Annotated in this window: 21 protein-coding genes; 10 read left to right on the forward strand and 11 right to left on the reverse strand. The window is 72.4% G+C overall.

The annotated features are described in order from the left end of the window. Window positions 1-49: 49 nt before the first annotated feature. Entirely contained in the window at window positions 50-607 is a 558-nt protein-coding gene (locus tag ACGFMK_RS22160; RefSeq protein WP_392766108.1) for a sigma-70 family RNA polymerase sigma factor, read from the reverse strand. A 58-nt stretch (window positions 608-665) separates the two neighbouring features. Here ACGFMK_RS22160 and ACGFMK_RS22165 point away from each other — a divergent pair, with 58 nt between their 5' ends. Further along, window positions 666-1,364 carry a zf-HC2 domain-containing protein gene (locus ACGFMK_RS22165; protein WP_392766111.1) on the forward strand — a complete coding sequence of 233 codons (699 nt, stop codon included), beginning with the start codon at window positions 666-668 and terminating at the stop codon, window positions 1,362-1,364. 496 nt (window positions 1,365-1,860) lie between these two features. Here ACGFMK_RS22165 and ACGFMK_RS22170 read toward each other — a convergent pair whose 3' ends face one another. After that, window positions 1,861-2,373 (reverse strand): PadR family transcriptional regulator, encoded by a 513-nt coding sequence (locus tag ACGFMK_RS22170; protein WP_392766114.1) that lies wholly within the window; start codon window positions 2,371-2,373, stop codon window positions 1,861-1,863. A gap of 75 nt (window positions 2,374-2,448) precedes the next feature. Here ACGFMK_RS22170 and ACGFMK_RS22175 point away from each other — a divergent pair, with 75 nt between their 5' ends. Together ACGFMK_RS22175 and ACGFMK_RS22180 are read left to right on the forward strand one after the other, a co-directional pair. Continuing rightward, entirely contained in the window at window positions 2,449-3,024 is a 576-nt protein-coding gene (locus ACGFMK_RS22175) for a hypothetical protein (protein WP_392766117.1), read from the forward strand. Between the two features lie 4 nt (window positions 3,025-3,028). Then, complete coding sequence (locus ACGFMK_RS22180; RefSeq protein WP_392766120.1) at window positions 3,029-4,327, forward strand: carotenoid oxygenase family protein; 1,299 nt, start codon at window positions 3,029-3,031, stop codon at window positions 4,325-4,327. A gap of 4 nt (window positions 4,328-4,331) precedes the next feature. Here the strand turns inward: ACGFMK_RS22180 and ACGFMK_RS22185 are convergent, their stop codons facing one another. Next, a complete protein-coding gene (locus tag ACGFMK_RS22185; protein ID WP_392766122.1) occupies window positions 4,332-5,072 on the reverse strand; it encodes a DUF427 domain-containing protein in 741 nt (246 codons plus the stop codon). A gap of 87 nt (window positions 5,073-5,159) precedes the next feature. On the opposite strand from ACGFMK_RS22185, the gene ACGFMK_RS22190 reads away from it, so the two are divergent. Continuing rightward, the gene (locus tag ACGFMK_RS22190; RefSeq protein WP_392766125.1) at window positions 5,160-6,359 is read left to right on the forward strand and encodes an ROK family protein; all 1,200 of its coding nucleotides are present in this window, start codon (window positions 5,160-5,162) and stop codon (window positions 6,357-6,359) included. 136 nt (window positions 6,360-6,495) lie between these two features. Here ACGFMK_RS22190 and ACGFMK_RS22195 read toward each other — a convergent pair whose 3' ends face one another. Further along, window positions 6,496-6,957: a pyridoxamine 5'-phosphate oxidase family protein gene (locus ACGFMK_RS22195; protein WP_392766128.1), complete on the reverse strand. Its 462-nt coding sequence runs from the start codon at window positions 6,955-6,957 to the stop codon at window positions 6,496-6,498. Between ACGFMK_RS22195 and ACGFMK_RS22200 the strand changes: the two genes are divergently transcribed. Continuing rightward, window positions 6,956-7,438 (forward strand): MarR family winged helix-turn-helix transcriptional regulator, encoded by a 483-nt coding sequence (locus ACGFMK_RS22200; RefSeq protein ID WP_392766131.1) that lies wholly within the window; start codon window positions 6,956-6,958, stop codon window positions 7,436-7,438. The two genes, ACGFMK_RS22195 and ACGFMK_RS22200, sit on opposite strands and share 2 nt — an antisense overlap. A gap of 51 nt (window positions 7,439-7,489) precedes the next feature. Beyond that, window positions 7,490-7,816 (forward strand): nuclear transport factor 2 family protein, encoded by a 327-nt coding sequence (locus ACGFMK_RS22205; RefSeq protein ID WP_392766134.1) that lies wholly within the window; start codon window positions 7,490-7,492, stop codon window positions 7,814-7,816. Here the strand turns inward: ACGFMK_RS22205 and ACGFMK_RS22210 are convergent. Continuing rightward, window positions 7,813-8,313, reverse strand: coding sequence for a PaaI family thioesterase (locus ACGFMK_RS22210; RefSeq protein ID WP_392766136.1), 501 nt, complete (start codon window positions 8,311-8,313; stop codon window positions 7,813-7,815). The genes ACGFMK_RS22205 and ACGFMK_RS22210 overlap by 4 nt on opposite strands. A gap of 127 nt (window positions 8,314-8,440) precedes the next feature. Between ACGFMK_RS22210 and ACGFMK_RS22215 the strand changes: the two genes are divergently transcribed. Genes ACGFMK_RS22215 through ACGFMK_RS22225 form a run of 3 tightly spaced genes read left to right on the forward strand, consistent with a single transcriptional unit; the run spans window position 8,441 to window position 11,976 of the window. Further along, window positions 8,441-8,839: an ArsR/SmtB family transcription factor gene (locus tag ACGFMK_RS22215; RefSeq protein WP_392766139.1), complete on the forward strand. Its 399-nt coding sequence runs from the start codon at window positions 8,441-8,443 to the stop codon at window positions 8,837-8,839. Window positions 8,840-8,848: 9 nt separating this feature from the next. Further along, window positions 8,849-9,580: an HAD family hydrolase gene (locus tag ACGFMK_RS22220; protein WP_392766143.1), complete on the forward strand. Its 732-nt coding sequence runs from the start codon at window positions 8,849-8,851 to the stop codon at window positions 9,578-9,580. Next, window positions 9,577-11,976, forward strand: coding sequence for a glycoside hydrolase family 65 protein (locus tag ACGFMK_RS22225; protein WP_392766146.1), 2,400 nt, complete (start codon window positions 9,577-9,579; stop codon window positions 11,974-11,976). Before ACGFMK_RS22220 ends, ACGFMK_RS22225 begins: the two co-directional genes overlap by 4 nt. A gap of 108 nt (window positions 11,977-12,084) precedes the next feature. Here ACGFMK_RS22225 and ACGFMK_RS22230 read toward each other — a convergent pair whose 3' ends face one another. Beyond that, window positions 12,085-12,267, reverse strand: coding sequence for a hypothetical protein (locus tag ACGFMK_RS22230; RefSeq protein ID WP_392766148.1), 183 nt, complete (start codon window positions 12,265-12,267; stop codon window positions 12,085-12,087). Window positions 12,268-12,315: 48 nt separating this feature from the next. Beyond that, window positions 12,316-13,275: a Ppx/GppA phosphatase family protein gene (locus tag ACGFMK_RS22235; RefSeq protein ID WP_392766151.1), complete on the reverse strand. Its 960-nt coding sequence runs from the start codon at window positions 13,273-13,275 to the stop codon at window positions 12,316-12,318. A 252-nt stretch (window positions 13,276-13,527) separates the two neighbouring features. Between ACGFMK_RS22235 and ACGFMK_RS22240 the strand changes: the two genes are divergently transcribed. Then, entirely contained in the window at window positions 13,528-14,133 is a 606-nt protein-coding gene (locus ACGFMK_RS22240) for a class F sortase (protein WP_392766154.1), read from the forward strand. A gap of 3 nt (window positions 14,134-14,136) precedes the next feature. Here ACGFMK_RS22240 and ACGFMK_RS22245 read toward each other — a convergent pair whose 3' ends face one another. The 4 genes from ACGFMK_RS22245 to ACGFMK_RS22260 form a co-directional block, all read right to left on the reverse strand. Next, on the reverse strand, window positions 14,137-15,177 hold the full coding sequence (locus tag ACGFMK_RS22245; protein ID WP_392766157.1) for an LLM class F420-dependent oxidoreductase: 1,041 nt from the start codon (window positions 15,175-15,177) through the stop codon (window positions 14,137-14,139). Between the two features lie 41 nt (window positions 15,178-15,218). Continuing rightward, entirely contained in the window at window positions 15,219-16,163 is a 945-nt protein-coding gene (locus tag ACGFMK_RS22250) for a YihY/virulence factor BrkB family protein (protein WP_392766160.1), read from the reverse strand. 117 nt (window positions 16,164-16,280) lie between these two features. Next, window positions 16,281-17,492, reverse strand: coding sequence for a fumarylacetoacetase (fahA, locus tag ACGFMK_RS22255; RefSeq protein ID WP_392766163.1), 1,212 nt, complete (start codon window positions 17,490-17,492; stop codon window positions 16,281-16,283). Next, window positions 17,489-22,489, reverse strand: a complete 5,001-nt coding sequence (locus ACGFMK_RS22260; protein ID WP_392766165.1) for a DUF885 domain-containing protein — start codon at window positions 22,487-22,489, stop codon at window positions 17,489-17,491. The genes fahA and ACGFMK_RS22260 overlap by 4 nt, the downstream gene beginning before the upstream one ends. Window positions 22,490-22,544: the final 55 nt, after the last annotated feature.

Here is a 22,544-nt window from a genome sequence, read left to right on the forward strand (position 1 = left end):
GGCGTGGTCGTGTCGGTGCCGGACGGCGCAAGCGATTGCGCCGTGCGGGTCAGCCGGCGTCGGAGCCGCGGGCGCGGCGCGCCTGGACCAGGTCCTCGCGGGCCCGGGCGACGCGGGAGCGGACGGTGCCGACCGGGCAGCCGCAGACGTCGGCGGCCTCGGCGTAGGACAGGCCGAGGACCTGGGTCAGCACGAGCACCTCGCGCCGCTCGGGGTCCAGGCCGTCGAGGAGCAGGCCCAGCTCGACGAGCTCCTCGAAGCCGGCCGCGGTGTCGCGGGTGCGTTCGGCGGCGGCTTCCCAGTCGGTGTCGGCGATCTTGGGCCGGGCGCCCGCGGCCCGGATCTGGTCGACGACGACCCGCCGCGCGATCGACAGCAGCCAGGTCCGCGAAGACGAACGCCCGGCGAAGCGGCGAAGGCTGCCGAAGGCGCGAAGGTAGGTTTCCTGCGTCAGGTCGTCGGCTTGGGACGCGTCGGTGAGGTGCGCGAGGAAGCGCCAGACGTCGGCCTGCGACGCGCGGACCCACTCCTCCAGCGCCCGGCGGTCGCCGCGCCCGGCGGCCAGCGCGAGGGCCGTGACGCGCTCGTCGTCCTCACCACGGGTCATGACGGCGACGCTAGCAGTGACCGGGAACCTTCCGCCCCGGCCTTCCGACTACTGGGAGGTGAGGTGCGAAGAATGCCGCGAAGGGCTGTCGGCGAGGCTCGACGGCGAGGCCGAGCCGGGTCCGCCGGGCGCGGTCGACCGGCATCTCGACGGCTGCGCGGCGTGCCGCGAGTGGTTCACCGGCGCGGAACGGCTGCGGCGCGCGATGCTGCTGCGCCCGGCACCGGCGGTCCCGGACCTCACGGCGTCGATCCTCGAGCGCACACCCGCCCCGGCCGGTGAAGGCTGGGGCCTGCGGATCGCGCTGGCCGTGGTGGCGATCGCCCAGCTCGGGCTGGCGTTCGCCCAGCTGCTGGGCACGACGCACGACGCGATGCCGGGACATCTGGCCCACGAGAGCGGCGCGTGGAACCTGGCGGTGGGCATCGGCCTGCTGACGGCGGCCCTGCGCCCGCGCCTGGCGGGCGGTCAGCTGCCGCCGCTGACGGGATTCGTCGGCGTGCTGTTCGCGCTGTCGGCGGGCGACCTGGTGACAGGCCAGGTGACAGTGGCCCGCCTGGCGACGCACGTGCTGGTGGTCCTCGGTTTGGTGCTGCTGTACGCGGTCCACCGTGGTCACCGAGGCCGGCAAGCCCCACGTCCGGCGGCGACGGCCGACAACTCCACCGCGACGTCGGGCGCCGCGCCGGAGGGTCCCGCGGCCCGCCCGCGCCCCCGCCCGTTCCGGCGGCAGGCACACGGCCACCACGCGGCTTGAACATCGGCCCGGACGGAACGGTTCTTGCATCCGGAGGGTCGGCTCGCGTACCCGGAGGGTCGACTCGGGTACTTGGAGAGCCGGCTCACGAACCCCCGGGTCGACCCGCGCATCCGGAGCGTGGGTTCACGAGCCACAGGGTCGACCCGCATACCTGGAGAGTCGGCTCACGGAGCCACGAGGTCGGCCCGCGTACCTGGAGGTCGGCTCACGCACCTGGAGGGTCGGCCCACGCAGCTGGAGAGTCGGCTCACGAAGCCCAGGGTCGACCCGCGCACCTGGAAGGTCGGCTCACGGAGCCACAAGGTCGGCCCGCGTGCCTGGAGGGTCGGCTCACGTGATTGCGGAGCCGACACGTGTGGTTGCCGAGTCGACTCGCGTGATGAGCGGGTCGACGCTGGTGATTACCGAGTCAACTCGCGTGATTAGCGGGTCAACTCGTGTGGTTGCGGGGGCGGCGGAGCCGAGCGGGGCGGTATAGGGCGTTATACGCTGCTCACTCGATCTGCTTGACCGCCCACTCCGACCATTCGCGGCTCATCGCGGAGAAGCGTTTGCCCCATTCCAGGACCAGGCGGCCGTACTGCGCCGCGTTGTCGTCGCCCCAGTCGATCGATGCTTCCAGCTCCGTGAGGCGTTCTTCGCGCTCGCGGCTGTTCTCGCCCATGTACTCGATGAACTTCCGCGCCTCGCCGGGCGGGACCGAGCCCAGGAAGTAGACGCGCAGCAGCACCTCGTTGCGCGGGGACCGGTTGGGCTTGACCTCGACCAGCCAGTGCCGCAGCTCCACGCGGCCGGCGCCGGTGATCTCGTACTCCTTGCGCCCGCGCGGGCCTTCGGCGAGCACGCGGATCAGGCCCGCCTTCTCGAGTTTGCCGAGCTCGCCGTAGAGCTGGCTCTGCGTCGCCGCCCAGACGTTGGACATCGCCTGCTCGAAGCGCCTCAGCAGGTCGTAGCCGCTGGCCGGCGCCTCGTCCAGCATCCCGAGGACAGCGTGTCGAAGGCTCATAGCGCCACTCTACCTTCCACTATTGACATGTCAAAGCAGGAGCCTCTACGTTCGACCTGTCACAGTTGGAACGTCATGGGGAGACCACTCGTGAACTACCTCAAGAGCTTCGTCCCGTGGATCGCCTTCGCGATCGTCGCCACGCAGTTCGACTGGCGCTGGTCGGGCCTGACCGGGCTCGTGCTGGCCGCCGCCCTGCTCGTGCTGGCCCGCCGCGACGGGCGCAAGGCGGACACGCTGATCATCGAATGGAGCGCACTCGCCTTCTTCGTGCTGCTCACCGCGGTCGCGTTCGGCTTCCCGGCCTCGCCGCTGAAGACCTACACCGGCGCGCTCACCGACGCCTGGCTGGCGCTCACCGCCTGGGGCTCGATCCTCCTGCGGCACCCGTTCACCCTCGGCATCGCGCGGACCATGACCCCGCCGGAGCTGTGGGACAACCCGGTCTTCAAGCGCGTCAACCTGGTCATCACGCTCGTGTGGGCCGCGAGCTTCACCATCACCGGCCTCGCCGGCATCGCGCTGCTGAACTTCGCCCCGCACGCGACGGCCGCGCTGATCGCGCTCAAGGTCCTCGGCTTCGCCGTGCCCGTCGCCTTCACCATCCGCTACCCGCGCATCGTCCGCGCCCGCGCGCAGAAAGCCGCGTGACACCGTGACCACCACCGACTTCCACCTCACCGGGGCCTACGCGCCCGTCCACGACGAGCTGACCGCGTCCGACCTGCCGGTGACCGGCGCGCTGCCGCCCGAGCTGACCGGCTGGTACCTGCGCAACGGCCCCAACCCGCGGACCGACAGCCGGCACTGGTTCACCGGCGACGGCATGGTCCACGGCGTCCGCCTCGAAGGCGGCCGGGCCGCCTGGTACCGCAACCGCTGGGTGCGCACCGAAAGCTTCGACGACCCGGATTCGACGCTCTACAACGCCGACGGCACCCGGAACCTGCGCACCAGCGTCGCGAACACCCACGTCGTCAACCACGCCGGCCGGACGCTCGCGCTCGTCGAATCGTCGCTGCCGTACGAGATCACGACCGAGCTGGACACCGTGGGCGCGTACGACTTCGGCGGCGCACTGGCCGACTCGATGACCGCGCACCCGAAGATCTGCCCGGCGACCGGGGAGCTGCACTTCTTCGGCTACGGCAGCATCACCGCGCCGCACGTGAGCTACTACCGCGCCGACGCGAGCGGGAGGCTGGTCGTCCGGCAGCCGATCGACGTGCCGGGCCTGACGATGATGCACGACTTCGCGCTCACCGCGTCCCACGCGGTGTTCTACGACCTGCCGGTGGTGTTCGACCGGGCGTCGGTGGGCCGGGGCATGCCCTACCGCTGGGACGCCGGCTACGGCGCGCGCCTCGGCGTGCTGCGCCGCGACGACCCGGCCGGCGGCGTCCGGTGGTTCGACGTCGAGCCCTGCTACGTCTTCCACACGCTGAACGCCCACGACACCGACGGCGGCCGGATCGTGGTGACCGTCGTCCGGTACGACCACCTGTGGTGGGAGGGCCACGACCCCGCGCGCGGGGTGCTGTGGCGCTGGACGCTCGACCCGGCGACCGGCCGCGTCGCCGAGGAGCGGCTCGACGACCGCCCCGCGGAGTTCCCGCGGATCGACGACCGGTTCGCCGGTTCCGACGTCCGCTTCGGGCACGTCACGCAGTCCGGGAAGGACGGCCGGCCGAGCTTCCTGCGCCGCCACGACCTGCACACCGGCACGTCCGCGGAGCACGTCTTCGCGCCCGGCCACGTCCCCGGCGAGGCCGTGTTCGTCCCGGCCGAAGACGGCGAAGGCTGGCTGCTCACCTACGTCTACGACGCCGCGGAAGACCGCAGTGACCTCGTGGTCTTCGACGCCGGGAACGTCACGGGCGCGCCCGTCGCCACCGTCCGCCTGCCGCAGCGCGTGCCCGCGGGGTTCCACGGGAACTGGCTGCCGGACGCGTGAGCGGTCAGGCGAACTTGGTCTTGGGCCGCTCCTGCAGGACGTCGTCCACGTAGACGTCGACCTTCTCGTCGAGGAAGGCCACCAGCCCGGCGACACGGGTGCTCTCCGGCAGCGGCGTCGGGTAGCTCCAGGCGAGATCCTCGTGCCCGGCCACCGAGAAGTACTCCGTCGCCCCCTTGTACGGGCAGTGCGTGACGGTCGCGGTCTTCTCGAGCAGGTCCATCCGGACGTCCACGCGCGGCAGGTAGTAGCGGGTGGGCAGGTTGGTCTCGAACAGCAGGTGCGCGCGGACCGTGTCGGCCACGGTCACGCCGCCCACCTCGATCCGGATGTGCCGCGAGCTCGGCAGGATGTCGACGCGCACCCCGGGATCCCGCGGGTGCGTGAAGATCTGTTCGTCCTCTTCGAACCAGTCAAAGGCGGCGAAGTCGAACCGCACGTGGCCGCGAAGCTCCTCGATGGGCGAATCCGGGTACTCCAGCGCGCCGTCCACCGCCTCGGACCCGGCAGCCTTTATCGTCGACAGAACACCTTCTCCCCGGCTGGGCGAGTGCGACGTCCGGCCGGAGGGGGTGAGAAGACCGCTCTCCACGTCCGCGCGTGGGAAGTAGTACGTGGGGTAGTACGGAACTTCCCACACCAGGAGGGGGTGCACCGTGTCCGCGACGACCTGCCCGCCGAGGAACACCCGTACCCGCTTCGCGCCTTGTGCCACGCGGACCCGCCCGCGCACCGGAGTGCTCATGTGCCGGTCAACGGGCGCCGGCCTGGGCGTATTCCTCCCGGCCATTAAGTTGGCAGGGAGGACGAGGAAGACTGGAGGCGGGCACGGGTGGCCGGCGTAGAAACACCCACGGTCGGGACCCCCGCCGGGATGCGCAAGATCAACCAGCGGGCGGTGCTGGACCTGCTGCGCCGCAGCGGCCCGGCGACCCGGCCGCAGGTCGCGAAGGACACCGGGCTGTCGAAGCCGACGGTCAGCCAGGCGCTGCTGGCGCTCGAGGCGGCCGGGCTGGCGCGCCCGACCGGGCACACGTCGACCGGCACCGGGCGGTCCGCGGTGCTGTACGAAGCCGACCCGACCGCGGGGTACGTGCTGGGCGTCGACATCGGCCGCGAGCACATCCGGGTCGCCGTCTCGGACCTCGGCCGGACGCTCGTGGCGCGCCGCGACGAGCGCAACTCGGCGCGCTCCGGCGCGGCGCTGGTCGCCGCGGTGGGCCGGATCGCGGCCGACGCCGTCGCCGAAGCGGGCCTGACGGCCGGCGACATCGTTGTCCGCGTCGTCGGCTCCCCCGGCGTCGCCGACCCGGACAAGCGCTGCTTCCGGCACGCGCCGAACCTGCCGGGCTGGGGCCGGGCCGGGCTGCTCGACGACCTCGAGGCCGCGCTGGGCCCGGACCTGATGGTGGAGAACGACGCGAACCTCACCGCCGTCGGCGAGGGCGAGAGCGGCGCCGCGCGGGGTGCGTCCGTGTTCGGCTGCATCACGATCGGCACCGGTGTCGGCATGGGCCTGATGGTCGACGGCCGGGTGTTCCGCGGCGCCACCGGCGCGGCGGGCGAGATCGGCTACCTCCCGTACGGCCGCACGCGCGCGTCCGACTCCCCGGGCCTGCCGCCGACCCGCGGCCACCTGGAGGAGGCGACGGCGGCCCAGTCGGTCGTCCGCGGCGCGCGCGAACTCGGCCTGGGCACGGCGAAATCGGCCCGCGAGGTGTTCCGCCTGGCCCGCGAAGGCGACGAACTCGCCCGCCGCGCGGTCGAGACCGAGGCGGACCGCCTGGCGTACACGGTGGCGTCGGTGGCGGCGGTGATCGACCCGGAACTGATCGTCCTGGGCGGCGGCATGGGCACGGCGGCCGACCTGCTGCTGGAACCGATCGACAGGGCGCTGCGCGCGTTCACGCCGCTGGTCCCGAAGGTGGTCCAGGGCGAACTGGGCGAGGACGCGGTGCTGACGGGCGCGATCAGCGTGGGACTGCGGGCGGCCGAAGGCCTGGTCTTCGACCGCCGGGTCGGGGCTGCCTGACTTTCCAAGCCGTGAGGGGCACCTTTAGCCATGAAGGTATCCCTCACGGCCATGCGGCGGCCTCCGAGCCGCGCGCTCGGCCGGTGCGCCGCACGCGATGCGCGGAACCGGCCGCCGCAGGGCGGTTGAAGCTGTTCTAAGCCGCGCGCCAGGCTTCGCCGCCCGTGGAGACCCGCCACGGGGTCAACCTCAGCACCGTGATCTTCGGATCCAGGTGGTCCTCGCCGCCCAGGATCTTCGGGTCGTAGCCCAACGGTTCCGGGGTCGACTCGAACAGGTCCCACAGGTACTTGCGCGTTGCCTCGTCGTCGGCGAAATCCGCCCGGCACTCCGCCACCGCCACCTCGTGCTGCGGGTCCCAGTACGAGCAGGACACGTACGGCGACGCCGTCAGGTGCGCGACCTTCAGCGGCGTCGGACGGGTGAACAGCCAGCCGGACAGGCCTTCCGGCGTCCGCTCCCAGATCGGGTGGACGACCCGGGAGCGCGGCCGGCCGCGGCGGTCGACCGTCACCAGCGTGCACCACACGATGCGGTGCGCCACGCGCACGAACTCCCCGGCCAGCTCGGCCGGCACTCTGCTAGATTCCACAACCATGGTTGTGCATCCTACGGCAGACTCCCTCGATCTGTCACTCACCGCCCTCTTCGCGGGCTGGGCGATGACCGACGAGGTCCAGCGACGGCTGGGCGAGCAGGGCTTCGGGGACCTGCGCTTCAACGACGGCGTCGTCATCCAGCACGTCCTGGCCGCGCCGCCGTCCATCACCGCGCTGGCCGAGCGGATGGGGGTGACGCAGCAGGCCGCGTCGAAGGCCGTCGCCGACCTCGAACGCCGGAACCTCGTCCGCCGCGAGCCCGATCCGGACGACGCGCGGACCAAGCTGCTGCACCTCACCGAGCACGCCCGCGACGCCGTCGACGCGACGCGCACCCTCCGCAAAGACCTCCACGAAGAACTGCTCGCGGAGTACGGCACCGCGGGCGTCGAGAACGCCCGGAAACTCCTGGCCTCGATCATCGGCCGCTACGGCGGCGGCGACGCCGTACGCGGCCGCCGGGTCCGCCCGCCGCGGTGATTACCTACGACGTAATCGACGGCCACGCCCGGAAAGCCGACCATGAACGCCATGAGCGAAACCCGCGAAATCGTCGTCGACTGTCTCGAGAACCTGTTCGTGCACAAGGACATCGACGCCGCGAAAGCCGTCCTGCACCCCGATTTCGTGACCCACAGCCCCGGCCTCCCCTCCGGCCGTGACGCGTTCGCCGACGCCGTGAAGAACTCGCCGCTCATGGGCGGGACCACGACGATCGAGCACGTCGTCGCCGAGAACGACCTCGTCGTGGCGCACCTGCGCGTGCAGCTGCCGGGGAGCACCTACGCCGTCGTCGACATCCTGCGTGTCGAAGACGGCCTGCTCGTCGAACACTGGGACGTCAAGGAAGCTCGCTAGCGCGTGATGACGCAGGTTCCCGACGCCGTCGCGAGCAGCTTGCCCTCGGCGTCGCGGATCTCGCCCTCGGCGAAGGCGATCCGCGAGCCCTCCTTCACCACGCGGCCGGTCGCCCGGATCTCGCCGCGGCCGGCGTGGATCGCCCGCAGGTAGCTCACCTTGAGCTCCACCGACGAGTAGCCGACCCCGGCCGGCAGCGTCGAATGCACCGCGCAGCCGACCACCGAGTCCAGCATCGTCGCCGCGACACCGCCGTGGACCATCCCGATCGGGTTGTACATCGACTCGTCCGGCTCGATGACCGCGACGACCTCGCCGTGCCCGATGCTTTCCCAGCGCATGCCGAAGTGCGCGGCGATCGGCGGGCCGGGGATGCGGCCCTCGGCGATCGCCGTCAGGTACTCGAAACCCGTCATCGTCAGGCCGAGCCGGGCGGTCGCCAGCGGGTCCTGCCAGGTGATCGTCTTCGAGCGGGTCTCGGCGGCGACATCGGTCATCTTCGGCTCCCGGGAACTATGACAAGCGTCTTAACGTCAGCCTCGCCCGGACACCCCGGCGCCGTCAAGCGGCGCGTGACCCAGGCCACCGGTGGTCGGCCCGGGCCCCGGGTGGAATCATCCGGGGGTGAGCACCGACCCCGCCCGCAGGCTGATCGACCCGGAACGGGTGGCCGCCGCGGTCGACGGACTCGGCGACCGCGGCGTCATCGAGGAGTGGGCCCAGCGCTTCTCCGTCGTCGCCGACCCCTCGCGGCTCGCACTGCTCGTCTCGATCCACTACGCGCGGGAAATCAGCGTCACCGACCTCGCCGCGGTCACCGGCATGACGGACACGGCGGTTTCGCAGGCCCTGCGGCTGCTGCGGGCGCACGGCCTGGTCACCACCCGGCGCGACGGGCGGGTGGTGCGCTACCGGCTCGCGGACGCGACCGTGCACGAACTGATCCACCGCGTGCGGCCCCACCCCGAAGAGCACCCGGAAAAGCACCAGGGGGAACCCACCGGCCCCGGCGAGGACCGGTAGCGTGCGGGCATGACGGGATTGCCGGAAACCATCACCGCGTGCCTTTTCGATCTCGACGGGGTGCTGACCGGAACAGCGGTTCTCCATCGTGAGGCCTGGAAACGGACATTCGACGAATTTCTCCGCGCGCGTGACGGCGCCGGGTTCCGGGAATTCACGGACAAGGACTACGCGACCTATGTGGACGGCCGCCCGCGCGCCGACGGGGTGCGTGAATTCCTGAAGTCGCGCGGCATCGAGCTGCCGGAAGGCAACCCGGACGACGCGGTCGACGCCCCGACGATCAACGGCGTCGGCAACCGGAAGAACGAACTGGTCCTGAAAATCATCGACGAGCGCGGCGTGAGCCCCTACCCCGGCTCGATCCGCTACCTCGAAGCGGTCAAGGCCGCCGGGCTCCGGATCGCCGTCGTGACGTCGTCGGCGAACGGCGCCAAGGTGCTCGACGCGGGTGACCTGAGCAAATACGTCGAAGCCCGCGTCGACGGCATCACCATCCGGGAACGGCACCTCAGGGGCAAGCCCGCCCCGGATTCGTTCCTGGCGGGCGCCGAAGCCCTCGGCGTGAAACCCGAAAACGCCGCCGTGTTCGAAGACGCCCAGTCCGGCGTCCAGGCCGGGAAGGCCGGCGGGTTCGGGTACGTCGTCGGCGTCAACCGGGCCGACCAGGCCGAAGAACTGCGCGCGCACGGCGCCGACGTCGTCGTCGACGACCTCGCCGAACTGCTGGAGGACCGATGACGGAGCCGCACGGCTACGAATGCTCGCCGTGGGAGCTGCGGTGGCGCGGCATGGACGTCGACGCCCTGCAGCGCACCGAATCGGCGTTCGCGGTGTCGAACGGCCACATCGGGCTGCGGGGCACGCTCGAGGAGGCCGAGCCGCGCGGCCTGCCCGGCACCTACCTCAACGGGTTCTACGAAGAACACGGGCTCCCCTACGCCGAGGCCGGCTACGGCTACCCCGAAGAGGGCCAGACCGTCGTCAACGTCACCGACGGCAAGATCATCCGGCTGCTGGTCGAGGACGAGCCGCTCGACATGCGCTACGGCGCGGCCACCGCGCACGACCGGGTGCTCGACTTCCGCAGGGGCACGCTGACCCGGACCACGGAGTGGTCGTCGCCGACCGGGCGCCGCGTGCGGGTGCGCACCGAACGGCTGGTGTCCTTCACCCAGCGCGCGATCGCCGCGATCCGCTACGAGGTCGAGCCGCTCGACGAGGACCTGCAGCTGGTCGTCCAGTCCGACCTGCTGGCCAACGAGCCGATCGAGTCCGACACCCGGGACCCGCGGGTCGCCGCGGCGCTGGAGTCGCCGCTGGTGGGCGAGTTCCACCGCGCCACCGACTACAACGCCGTGCTGGTGCACCAGACCCGCCGCTCCGGGCTGCGGATGGCCGCGGCGATGGACCACAAGATCGAGGTGGACGACGGGATCCGCGCCCGCATCCACTCCGAGGAGGACCTCGCGCGGCTCACCGTCGCGGTCGACGTCCCCCGGGGCGGCAAGCTCCGCATCACGAAGTTCCTCGCCTACGGCTGGTCGGCGCAGCGTTCGGTGCCCGCGCTGCGCTCGCAGGTGGAGGCCGCGCTGGCGGGCGCCCGCCAGACCGGCTGGAAGGGCCTGGTCACCGAGCAGCGCGCGTTCCTCGACGAGTTCTGGGCCACGTCGGACATCGAGATCGAGGGCGATCCGGAGCTGCAGCAGGCCGTCCGGTTCGCGCTGTTCCACCTCCTGCAGGCCGGCGCCCGCGGGGAGAGCCGGGCGATCGCCGGCAAGGGCCTCACCGGTCCGGGGTACGACGGCCACGCGTTCTGGGACACCGAGTCGTTCGTGCTGCCGGTGCTCACCTACACGATGCCGGACGCCGCACGCGACGCGCTGCGCTGGCGTCACTCCACAATGGACAAGGCCAGGGAACGCGCGCACCAGCTGGGGTTGCGCGGCGCGGCGTTCCCGTGGCGCTCGATCAACGGCGCCGAGTGCTCGGCCTACTGGCCGGCGGGCACGGCGGCGTTCCACGTCAGCGCGGACATCGCCGACGCCGTGCTGCGCTACCTCAACGCGACCGGCGACGAGGAGTTCGAGCGCGCGTACGGCGTCGAGCTGCTGCTGGAAACCGCGCGGCTGTGGGCGTCGCTGGGCCACCACGACCGGCACGGCGCGTTCCGCATCGACGGCGTCACCGGGCCGGACGAGTACTCGGCGGTGGCGGACAACAACGTCTACACGAACCTGATGGCGCGCCGGAACCTGCTGGCCGCCGCGGAGTCGTGCACGCGGCACCCGGACATCGCGGCCCGCTTCGAGGTCGACACCGTCGAGCTCGACACGTGGCGCGCCGCCGCCGCGGCGATGTACCTGCCCTACGACCCGGAGCTCGGCGTGCACCCGCAGTCGGAGGGGTTCCTCGACCACGACGAGTGGGACTACGAGGGCACCGACATGGCGCACTACCCGCTGCTGCTGCACTTCCCGTACTTCGACCTCTACCGCAAGCAGGTCGTGAAGCAGGCGGATCTGGTGCTGGCCCTGCACATGTGCGGGGATTCGTTCAGCATGGAGGAGAAGGCGCGCAACTTCGCCTACTACGAGGCGCGGACCGTGCGCGACTCCTCCCTGTCGGCGGGCACGCAGGCGGTGGTGGCGGCCGAGGTGGGCCACCTGGAGCTGGCCTACGACTACCTCGCCGAGGCCGCGCTGACCGACCTGCACGACGTGCACAACAACGTCCGCAACGGCCTGCACATGGCGTCGCTGGCCGGGGCGTGGCAGGGCGCGGTGGCCGGGTTCGGCGGGCTGCGCGACCACGGCGGCACGCTGGCGTTCGCGCCGCGGCTGCCGCCGCAGCTGGACCGGATCACCTTCCGCCTGATGTTCCGCGGCACGCGGTTCCAGGTCGAGATCGATCCCGACCAGGCGACCTACCACGTGCTGGCCGGCGAGCCCCTCGAGGTGCTGCACCACGGCGAGCGCGTCACGGTCACGGCCGAACCCCGGCGGTTCGCGATCCCGAAGATCGACGCGGGCGACCCGCCGCACCAGCCCCCGGGCCGCGCGCCGATGCGCCGCGACGCGGCGAAGGTGCGTCAGTTCGCCGAGCCGTCCAACCCGATCACCGCCGAAGGCCGCTGAAGGGGCGTTGAGGGGGCGCTGACGTCGAAGTCCGTGAATGGCCCATTGAGGGACTCAGAGTCCCTCAATGGGCCATTCACGGATCTGGGGCGGTCACCTTGCGGGCGGTCACTGCGGGAGGTCGTCCGCGAGCGACCGGCCCGGTGGGTCCGGGATCTCCTCCGTGCCGGCCGGCTGCACGTCCGGGTCCGGCGCGGTGGGTACGTCGTGCGTCAGCTGCCCGGCGGTGGGCAGCTTGGGGAGCTCGTCGTCTTCGTCGTCCTTGCCGTGGGATCGCTGCGTCTGGCTCATGTCTTCCGGGATACCCGGTTTTCCCGGCCACGACCAGGGGCGGCGGCCTCAGGCGACCTTCCCGGGACCCCGGCGGCGGTGCTTGGCGGCGTCGTCGCGCAGGGCGAGCAGCAGGCCGTCGCGGGTGGACCACGGGCAGATCGTCAGCTCGCCACCGGCGACCGTCAGGAGTGCCTCGGCCACGATCGCGCCGGCCAGCGCCTGGTGGGCGCGGTTGCGGGAGATGCCCGGCAGTTCGGCCCGCTTTGTCGTCGGCATCGCGGCCAGCCGCGGGATCCAGGCGCGCAGGTCCTCGAGCCGCAGGTCACGGGACTTGCCCGGTCGCGCGCCCGCCAGCCGCGCGAGCTGCTGGAGCACCTTCGAGCAGCCGACCGTCCGGTGCTCGGCGATGTCCGCGGCTCCGAGCGCCGTGGCCGCCTGGTCCAGCGCGTACGCCCGCAGCGCCTTCACCTGCTTGCCCGTGACCCGCTCGGTCGGCAGCCAGTCGCGGGTCAGGGAACGTGCTCCCATCGGCAGTGACCGCGCGAACGTCGCCTGCTCGCCGCAGCCCGCCGCCAGTTCCACCGTCCCGCCCCCGATGTCGAGGATCAGCAGCGGACCGGCCTTCGGGCCGTACCAGCGGCGCGCGGCCAGGTAGGCCAGCTCCGCCTCCCGGCGGCCGGACAGGAACTGCAGCTCGACCCCGGTCTCCCCGGCGACGTGCCGGACGACGGCGGCCGAGTTGGCCGCGTCGCGGATGGACGACGTCGCCAGCGGGTACACCCCGGTGACACCGTGGCGGTAGGCAGTGGTCATGCCGGCCGCGACGGCGGCGGTCACGGCGGCGACACCGCGGTCGGTCAGCCGGCCGCGCCCGTCGAGCTCGCGGTCCAGGCGCAAGCGCGTCTGGTGGTTCAGCACCGGCTCGAGCGTGGTGCCGCCGACCGGCACCACCACCAGCCGGGCGCTGAACGATCCGACGTCCAGCACGCCCACGGTGTCCGATCCAGGCTCTTCGATTTTCCGCACAGTCCGGCGCACCTCACTTCCACCTTGGTGACTATCCCCAGTTCGACCGGTCGAAACCACCGATTCTGGCGGATCTCACGCCGGTTTGCCGCTGATTTGCGGGTTTACCCCCTCCGGGCGTGCCTTTCTGACGCGCAGATCACAGACCGATAACCCGATCGAGTGAACCTCGCCACTGCTGGACACGATTCGGTAACGCCACTCAGCCTAATCCGACTCTTGAGACATCGGAACGGTGTGGAGCAGGCGGAAGTGACCAAGCGACCCGAGCGGCGATCCCAGCTCGTGCGGCCGGCCGGTGCCGTGCTCGCGGTGGTGGCCGGGCTGGCCGGCGTGCTCGTCGGCGTCACCTTCGTGCTCGCGCCGGTCACCGCGGTCCCCTCGGGTGCCGCGGGTGGCCAAGCCGGCCCCGGGACCGCCGGCGCCCCGCCGGTGGCGCTGCTGATCCCCGCCATCGGGCTGACGGCCGAGCACGTCGTCGACCTCGGGCACGTCGGCGGCCGCCGCGAGCAGCCCGGCACCGCGCTCGGCGTCGGCTGGTTCCCCGACGGCCCGGCCCCGGGCAGCCCCGGCGTCGCGGTGCTGTCCGGGCACTCCGGGTTCGGTTACGCGAACGGCGCGTTCGCCCACCTCGACAAGCTGAAGGCCGGCGCCCTGATCGTGGTGCGCGACGCAGCCGGCCGCGAAACGCGGTTCACCGTGCGCCGGACGGCCGTCTCCCCGGCGAACACCCCCGACAGCGCGCTCGTCGCGCCCGAGGGCACCGGCCCCGAACTGCGCCTGATCACCAGCGACGGGCTGTTCGACGACGCCGGCCTCGGCAACGCGCGGGTCGCCGTCTACGCCGTGCCCGCGTGAGGGTCAGCCGATCAGCTCGCGCAGCTGCGACACCGCCGCCACCCGGCCTTCGCGGCCCGGCTGCAGCGGGTTGACGATCACCGTCGTCGCGCCCGCCTCGGCGAACGCCGCCAGCCGCTCCTTCACGTAGCCGGCCGGGCCGACGAGGGAGATCGCGCGCAGCAGGTCCAGCGGGACCGCCGCCGCGGCCTCTTCCTTCTTGCCGTCGAGGTAGAGGTCCTGGATCAGCTTCGCCTCGGCCTCGTAGCCGTAGCGGCAGGCGAGGTCGTTGTAGAAGTTCTTGCCCCGCGCGCCCATCCCGCCGACGTAGAGGGCCACGACCGGGCGCACGTGGTCCAGCAGCGCCTCGACGTCGTCGCCGATCGCCAGCGCGACGGTGACGTAGGTGTCCAGCTCGCCCAGCGCCGGGTCGCGCTTCGCCTTGCCCTCGGCCAAGGACGCGCCCCAGACGTCGGCCGCCTTCTCCGGGTGGAAGAAGATCGGCTGCCAGCCCTCGGCGATCTCGGCCGTCAGCGCGACGTTCTTGGGCCCGAGCGACGCCAGCAGCACCGGAATCCGCTCCCGCACCGGGTGGTTGATCAGCTTCAGTGGCTTGCCGAGCCCGGTGCCCTGCTCCGGCGGCAGCGGGATCGTGTAGTGCTTGCCCTCGTGGACGACCCGTTCGCGGCGCCACACCTGGCGGCAGATCTCGACGATCTCGCGGGTGCGGGCCAGCGGCGCGTCGTACTTCACGCCGTGGAAGCCCTCGATGACCTGGGGGCCGGACGCGCCGAGGCCGAGGACGAACCGGCCGTCGGAGACGAAGTCGAGCCCGGCCGCGGTCATCGCGGTCAGGCTCGGCGTGCGCGTGTAGAGCTGGAAGATCCCGGACGCGAGCTGGACGCGCTCGGTCTTCGCCGCGAGGTACCCGAGCTGGCTGACCGCGTCGAAGGAGTACGCCTCCGGCACGAAGACGACGTCGAGACCGGCCTTCTCCAGCTCGACGACGTCCGCCACGCTTTCGGCGAAGCCTCCGGCATAACTGACCGCGGTCCCGATCTTCATCGAACGTCCTCCTGAGGTGAGCAAGCGCTTAGCCGGGTATGTTACCGGCCGGTCAACGTGCGGACCACCAGCTCCGCCGAGGCCCCGGCGCCGAGCGTCGTCCCGGCGTAGCGGACGTCGGCGCCGAGCGTGCCGGCCGGCGGGTCGTCCCGGACGGTGATCCACACCGTGACCATGAGCAGCCAGCGCACGATCAGGTAGCCGAAGAGCAGGACGCCGACCAGCGTGCCGAACGTCGCGACGGCCGGTGAACGTCCCAGCAGGTGCAGGTAGAGGCCGCCGGCCTGCTGGATCGCGCCGAGCCCGACGGCGGCGGCCCCGGCCGGGCGCAGCGTCGAGCGCAGCGGCAACGGCCGTCGCGGCAGCCGGGCCAGGCACCAGGCGATGACCAGCCAGTTCGCCGCGAGCCCGAGCAGCAGCGAGCCCGCGACGAGCACGACGTGCGCGAACCCGCCGGCCAGGCCGGTCAGGTCGAGCAGCCACGCGCCGGCCGCGCCGGTGAGCGAGGCCAGCCCGAAGGAGACGGCCATGGCGATCCCCACGCCGGCGAGCGCGAGGACGTCGGCGGCGATGCCACGCAGCAGCGGGCGCGGGGTGCGCTCCTGGCCGAGCATCGCGGTGACGGCGTCCCGGACGTTGCTGATCCAGCTCCAGCCCGAGTAGACGGCGACGGCCAGCGCGAGCAGCCCGATCCGCCCGCGTTCCCCGACGACGGTGTGCACGACGCTCGTGACCTGCCCGCCCAGTTCGGGCGGCAGCGAAGCGGCGATGACCCGGTCGAGTTCGGCGGCCAGCAGCCGGTCGCCGGCCAGCACGAACCCGGCCACCGAGACGGCGACCATGATCAGCGGCACCAGGGCGAGCAGGCTGAAGAAGGTCATCGCCGCGGCGTAGTGGTCACCGTCGCGTTCCCGGTACCGCGCCAGTGTCGCCCCGGCCCGCCGGAACGGCCTGCTCACGACGGCCTTCACCGCTCCACGTTCCACGCGCCGACCCTCTCATCCGCCGGTGTCCCCCGCAGTCCGGACACCCGGTCCGAAGAATCGTCACGGCCTCCCCCGCAACTCGCGAAATCCGGGTTTCGGCACACGAGTTGGCGCGGTTCAGCTGGGGACTACAGTGCCTCGGACGTCGCCGAAGCCGATTCGGGTTCCGTTCGGGCCCGGGGCCGTTGCACTGATGGTCACCTCGTCGCCGTCCTCCAGGAAGGTGCGGGTTGAGCCGTCGGGGAACTTGAGCGGTTCGCGGCCACCCCAGGACAGTTCCAGCAGCGAGCCTCGCTGGTGCGGCTCCGGACCGGTCACCGTGCCCGACGCGTACAGGTCGCCGGTGCGCAGGCTCGCGCCGTTGACCGTCAGGTGCGCCAGCTGCTGCGCGGCGTTCCAGTACTGCGTGGCGAACGGCGGGCTCGACACCAGGTGGCCGTTGAGCCGGACCTCCATGGCCAGGTCCAGCCCCCACTTCTCGCTCGTGCGGAGGTACTCGAACGGCTCCGGGTCCTGCGGCGGGCCGGCGACGCGGGCGTGCTCCAGCGCGTCGAGCGGGACGATCCACGGCGAGACCGACGTCGCGAACGACTTGGCCAGGAACGGGCCCAGCGGCTGGTACTCCCACGCCTGGATGTCCCGGGCCGACCAGTCGTTGACCAGGCAGACGCCGAACACGTGCGCCGCGAAGTCCGCTGTGGACACCGGGGTGCCCAAAGTGGACGGTACGCCGACGACGAACCCCACCTCCGCCTCGATGTCCAGGCGCTGCGACGGGCCGAACGACGGCGTGTCGGCGTTGCGCGGCTTGCGCTGCCCGTGCGGGCGGACGACCGGGGTGCCCGACGCGACCACCGTGCCGGCCCGGCCGTGGTAGCCGATCGGCAGGTGCTTCCAGTTCGGCGGCAGCTCCACCGCGTCCGGCCGGAAGATCTTGCCCGCGTTCAGCGCGTGGTGCTCGCTGGAGTAGAAGTCGACGTAGTCCGCGACCTCGATCGCCAGGTGCGTGGTCACCTCGGTCAGCGGCACCAGGTGCGGCCGCAGCTGGTCGGCGTACCGCGGCTCCGTCAGCCACTCGCGGACGCTCTCGCGCACCTCCCGCCACGTCGCCGGCCCGGCGGCCAGCAGCGGGTTCAGCACGCCGGAGGTCAGCAGCGGCGCGAACGACGCCGCCGTCTCCGCGGCCGCCGACGTCAGGTCCAGCACCCGGTCGCCGACCGGCACGCCGACCCGCCGCTCGGGCGCCCCGCCCACGGAAAACACGCCGTAGGGCAGGTTGTCCAGACCGAACGGCGTGTCGTCGGCGAGTTCGAGCCAGGTCACGGTCACTCCTCGTCTCGGGCGGCGTCCCGGGCGGAACGCGCGGTCACCCAGTCGGTCACGGCGGTGGCGAGCACCGGCAGCGGGAGCGTCCCGTTGCCGAGCACGACGTCGTGGAACTCGCGGATGTCGAACGCCTCGCCCAGCGCCTGCTCCGCCTCGGCCCGCAGCCGCTGGATCTCCAGCCGCCCCACCATGTACCCGAGCGCCTGGCCCGGGTTCGCGGCGTAGCGGTCGATCTCCGCCTCGATCTCGAGCCGCGCCATCGGCGTGTGCTCGACCAGGTAGTCGACGGCCTGCTGCCGGCTCCAGCCCAGCGCGTGCAGCCCGGTGTCGACGACGAGCCGGCCCGCGCGCATCGAATCCTGGGTCAGCATGCCCAGCCGCGAGACGTCGTCGGAGTACAGCCCCATTTCGTCGGCCAGCCGCTCGGCATACAGGCCCCAGCCCTCGGCGTAGGCGTTGACGTGCGCGATGATCCGCAGCAGTGGCAGCCCGGTGAGCTCCTGCGCGAGGCACAGCTGGAAGTGGTGCCCCGGCACGGCTTCGTGGAACGCGACGGCCTCGCTGGTGAACCGCGGGCGCTTCTCGGCCTCGTGCGTGTTGGCGTAGTAGACGCCCGGCCGGGTCCCGTCGAGCGACGGCTGCAGGTAGTACGCGATCGTGCCGCTCGTCGCCTCCGCCTCCGGCACCGGCGCCACGCCGCACTGCTGCGCCGGGACCCGCGAGAACCACTGCGGCGCCACGGCTTCCGCGCGCGTGATGGCCGTGCGCGCGGCCTCCAGCAGCTCCTCGCCGTCACGCCAGCGCAGCGCCGGGTCGGTCCGGATCCGGTCGAAGATCTCCGCGAGATCGGTGGTGCCGAACAGTTTCCCGCCCAGCTCGCGGTATTCGTCGGCAAGCTTCCCGAGGATCTCCAGGCCCGTGTCGTGCAGGTCCTGCGCCGTGCGCTCGGTGGTCGTCTCCGCGCGGATCAGCGCCGCGTACCGCTCGGCACCGCCGGGCAGCTGCCCGATCCCGGGTGACGTCTCGGGCCGCGCCACCGGCGCGACCTCCTCGGCCAGGAACGCGCGATAACGCTCGTACGCCGGGCGGACGACCTCGGCGAGCAGCCGGTCGCGCTCGGCCTCGAAGCCTTCGAGCGCGTATGACGGCGTCACCTTCAGCGGGTCCTTCTCCGGCGCGCCGAGATAACGCTCGACGTAGCCGATGCCGATGCGCACCAGGAACTCCGGCGGGACGAGCCCCTCGGCCACGGCCGCGCGCTGCCGTACCGTGATCGCGTCGAGGAGGTCGCCGAGCCCCGCCAGCCGGGTCAGGTAGCCGCGGACCTTCGGCTCGTCGTCCAGCACCGTCTGCGGCAGGTACATCAGCAGGGACAGCGCGGGTGCGTCGAGCCCGTCGCTGACCGCGATGTCGGAGCGGCGGGAGTCGAGCAGGTCGATCTCGGTGTTCGCCTGGGAGATCACGACGTCCCGGGTGATCCGCGCGGCGGCCGGCAGGCCTGCGGGGTCGAGCGCCTCGGCGCGCGCGGCGATCTCCGCGTACCGGGCGCGGAACCCCGCCAGGGCCTCGGCGCGGGGATCGCCGAGCTTGGCGGGGTCGCCGGGCAGACCGAACACCGACGGGTACAGCGGTTCCCGCTCGAAGTTCACCGCCACCAGTTCGTCGGCGAGGCTGTCCGGGGTGTCCCCGGCGCGGCCCGCCACCCAGTCCGAGACGACCTTGGCGAGCGCCGTCAGCGGCAGCATGCCGTGGCCGAGCACGACCTCGTGGAACCCGCGGATGTCGAACGCCTCGCCCAGCGCCTGCTCGGCTTCCGCGCGCAGCCGCTGGATCTCCAGCCGCCCCACCATGTAGCCCAGCGCCTGGCCCGGCCAGGCGGTGTAGCGGTCGACCTCGGCTTCGATCTCGAGGCGCGCCATCGGCGTGTGCTCGACCAGGTAGTCGATCGCCTGCTGCCGGCTCCACCCGAACGCGTGCAAACCGGTGTCCACGACCAGCCGCCCGGCGCGCATCGAATCCTGCGTCAGCATGCCGAAGCGCGACACGTCGTCGGAGTACAGGCCCATCTCGTCGGCGAGCCGCTCGGTGTAGAGCCCCCAGCCTTCGGCGTAGGCGTTGAACATGCCGATCCGCCGCAGCAGCGGCAGGTCCTGCAGCTCCTGGGCCAGGCTCAGCTGGAAGTGGTGTCCCGGCACGGCTTCGTGGAACGCGATCGCCTCGCTGGTGAACCGCGGGCGCTGGTCCGCTTCGTAGGTGTTCGCGTAGTAGGTGCCCGGGCGGGACCCGTCGAGCGACGGCTGGAGGTAGTAGGCGATCGTGCCGCTGGCGGCGTCGGCTTCCGGCACCGGCGCGACCACGCACTTCTCCGCCGGGATGCGGGAGAACCACTGCGGCGCCACGGCTTCCGCGCGCGCGATCGCGTCCCGTGCGGCGCTCAGCAGCTCCTCGCCGTCACGCCAGCGCAGGGCCGGGTCGGTGCGCAGGCGCTCGAAGATCTCCGCGAGATCGGTGGTGCCGAACACCTTCCCGCCGAGTTCGCGGTACTCCCCGGCGAGCTCCTCGATGATCGCCAGCCCGGTGTCGTGCAGGTCCCGCGCCGTGCGCTCGGTGGTCGTCTCCGCGCGGATCATCGCGGCGTACCGCTCGGCGCCGCCCGGCACGTGCCCGATCCCCGGCTCGGTGTCGGGCCGTCCCACCGGCTCGACCTCGGTGCGCAGGAAGTCGCGGTAGCGCGCGTACGCCGGGTGGACGACCTCGGCGAGCAGCCGGTCGCGCTCCGCCTCGAACCCCTCGACGTCCGCCGTCGTGGCCACCTTCAGCGGGTCGGCGTCCGGCGCGCCGAGGTAGCGCTCGACGTACTCGACGCCGACGCGGACGAGGTGGGCCGGCGGCACCAGCCCGTCGGCGAGGCTTTCGCGCTGCCGCTCGGTCAGCGCGGCGAGGAACGGCTCGATCGCGGCGAGCCGGGCCAGGTAGCCGCGGGCCTTCTTCTCGTCGTCCAGCTGGTAGAAGGGCAGCTGCATGAGCAGGCCCAGCGCGGGCGAGGTGAACCCGGTGCTGACCGCGATGTCGGTCATCCGCGACGCGAGCCGATCGGCCTCGACCTCGGCGGCGGCGATCACGACCTCGCGCGTCACGCTCTCTTCCGGGGTCAGCGCGCCGGCCGGGAGGGCCCGGGCGCGCGCGGCGAGTTCGGTGTACGCGGTGCGGATGCGCTCCTGGCCCGCCCTGGTCTGATCGGCGAGCCGGTCGTGGTCCCCGGGCAGGCCGAGGATCGACGGCGCCAGCGGGTCGTGCTCGAAGGTCAGCTCGACGAGCTCCGCGGCCAAGCCGTCGACGGTGTCGCCGTGCCCGGCCACCCATTCGTCGACGACCGAGGCGAGCACCGACAGCGGCAGCGCGCCGCCGGCGAGCACGACGTCGTGGAACGCGCGGATGTCGAACCGGGTGCCCAGCCGCCGCTCGGCGTCCGCCCGGACGCGCTGGATCTCCAGCCGCCCCACCATGTACGCCAGGGCCTGGGCCGGCCACGCGATGTACCGGTCGACCTCGGCCTCGATCTCGACGCGCGCCATCGGCGTGTGCCCGACCAGGTAGTCGATCGCCTGCTGCCGGCTCCAGCCCAGCGCGTGCAGGCCGGTGTCCACGACCAGCCGGCCCGCGCGCAGCGAGTCGCCGGTGAGCATGCCGAGGCGGGCCACGTCGTCGGAGTAGAGGCCCATCTCCTCGGCGAGCCGCTCGCTGTAGAGGCCCCAGCCTTCGGTGTAGGCGGTGAAGTCGCCGATGCGGCGCAGCAGCGGCAGGTCGGTCAGGCCGAGGGCGGTGCTGAGCTGGAAGTGGTGACCGGGCACGGCCTCGTGGAACGCCGTCGACTCGGCCGCGTGCCGGAAGCGCTCGGTGGCCTCGTAGGTGTTCGCGAAGTAGATGCCCGGCCGGGAGCCGTCGGTGGCCGGGCGCATGTAGTACGCGATGGGCGCGCCGGGCGCGGCCTCCTCCGGGACCGGCTCGACCGCCCACGGCTGCGGCGGGATCCGGCCGAACCACTTCGGCGCCTCGGCGTCGGCCCTGGCGATGGCCGCGCGGGCGGACTCCAGCAGCTCTTCGCCACTGGTCCAGCGCAGCGCGGGATCGGTGCGCAGGTGCTCGAAGATCTCGGCGAGGTCTTCGGTGCCGAACACCTTGGCGCCCAGCTCGCGGTACTCCGCGGCGAGCGAGGCGATGACGTCGAGACCAGTCTGGTGCAGCTGCGCCGGGGTGCGGTCGGTGGTGGTGTGCAGCCGGGCCTGCCGGGCGTAGGTCTCCTCGCCGCCGGGCAGCCAGGACAGGCCGGGCCGGTCGTCGGGACGCCCGTGCGGCGCCACCTCGGTGGCGAGGAATTCGCGGTACTCGGCGAAGGCCGGGCGGACGACGTTCGCGAGCAGTTCGTCGCGGCGCCGCGCGAACTCGTCGTCCGGCGCGGGCTGGCGGCGCAGCGGGTCGGCGGCCGGGTCGGCGAGGTAGCGGTCGAGGTGCGCGATCGCGGCCTCGACCAGGCGGGCGACCGGGGTGAGGCCGCCGGCGATGCCTTCGGTGTGGCGCTGCGCGGCCTGGCGCAGGAACTCCGGGACGGCGGCGAGCCGCCCGAGCTGGGCCTCGGCCGTTTCGCCCGCGGTCACCGTGGTCATCGGCAGCGCGGTGAGCAGCATGGCCGCCGGGCCGGTGAAGATGTCGGTCACGGTGAACTCGGTCAGCCGGGAGTCGATGCCCGCGATCCGGTCGGCCGCCGAGGTGATCAGGACCTCGCGGGTGACGCGGTCCTCGGCCGACAGCCCGGCCGGGTCCAGCGCGCGGGCCCGCTCGGCGAACTCCGTGAGCCGGGCGCGGAAGGCCTGTTCGGCGGCGGCCGTGACGTCCGGCAGCCCCGGCTCGGCCGGGCGGTCGCCCAGCAGCGCGGGCGTCAGCGGATCGGCGGCGAACAGGGCTTCGACGAACTCGTCGGCGAGTTCGGTGACCGCGGTCATGGCAGGACCCCCAGCTTCGATGGTGTGCTCGTTCGCGACCCTAACGGAGATCACC

Origin of the sequence: Amycolatopsis sp. NPDC049252 (assembly GCF_043197175.1) — a bacterium.
GTDB lineage: Bacteria > Actinomycetota > Actinomycetes > Mycobacteriales > Pseudonocardiaceae > Amycolatopsis.

What these genes read in the sequence shown, in the direction of transcription:
- ACGFMK_RS22230 (WP_392766148.1), bottom strand. Translation starts at nt 12,267, where the DNA reads ATGAGCCAGACGCAGCGATCCCACGGCAAGGACGACGAAGACGACGAG.
- ACGFMK_RS22245 (WP_392766157.1), bottom strand. Translation starts at nt 15,177, where the DNA reads ATGAAGATCGGGACCGCGGTCAGTTATGCCGGAGGCTTCGCCGAAAGC.
- ACGFMK_RS22170 (WP_392766114.1), bottom strand. Translation starts at nt 2,373, where the DNA reads ATGAGCCTTCGACACGCTGTCCTCGGGATGCTGGACGAGGCGCCGGCC.
- ACGFMK_RS22175 (WP_392766117.1), top strand. Translation starts at nt 2,449, where the DNA reads ATGGGGAGACCACTCGTGAACTACCTCAAGAGCTTCGTCCCGTGGATC.
- ACGFMK_RS22185 (WP_392766122.1), bottom strand. Translation starts at nt 5,072, where the DNA reads ATGAGCACTCCGGTGCGCGGGCGGGTCCGCGTGGCACAAGGCGCGAAG.
- ACGFMK_RS22225 (WP_392766146.1), top strand. Translation starts at nt 9,577, where the DNA reads ATGACGGAGCCGCACGGCTACGAATGCTCGCCGTGGGAGCTGCGGTGG.
- ACGFMK_RS22220 (WP_392766143.1), top strand. Translation starts at nt 8,849, where the DNA reads ATGACGGGATTGCCGGAAACCATCACCGCGTGCCTTTTCGATCTCGAC.
- ACGFMK_RS22210 (WP_392766136.1), bottom strand. Translation starts at nt 8,313, where the DNA reads ATGACCGATGTCGCCGCCGAGACCCGCTCGAAGACGATCACCTGGCAG.
- ACGFMK_RS22195 (WP_392766128.1), bottom strand. Translation starts at nt 6,957, where the DNA reads ATGGTTGTGGAATCTAGCAGAGTGCCGGCCGAGCTGGCCGGGGAGTTC.
- ACGFMK_RS22160 (WP_392766108.1), bottom strand. Translation starts at nt 607, where the DNA reads ATGACCCGTGGTGAGGACGACGAGCGCGTCACGGCCCTCGCGCTGGCC.
- ACGFMK_RS22200 (WP_392766131.1), top strand. Translation starts at nt 6,956, where the DNA reads ATGGTTGTGCATCCTACGGCAGACTCCCTCGATCTGTCACTCACCGCC.
- ACGFMK_RS22205 (WP_392766134.1), top strand. Translation starts at nt 7,490, where the DNA reads ATGAGCGAAACCCGCGAAATCGTCGTCGACTGTCTCGAGAACCTGTTC.
- ACGFMK_RS22260 (WP_392766165.1), bottom strand. Translation starts at nt 22,489, where the DNA reads ATGACCGCGGTCACCGAACTCGCCGACGAGTTCGTCGAAGCCCTGTTC.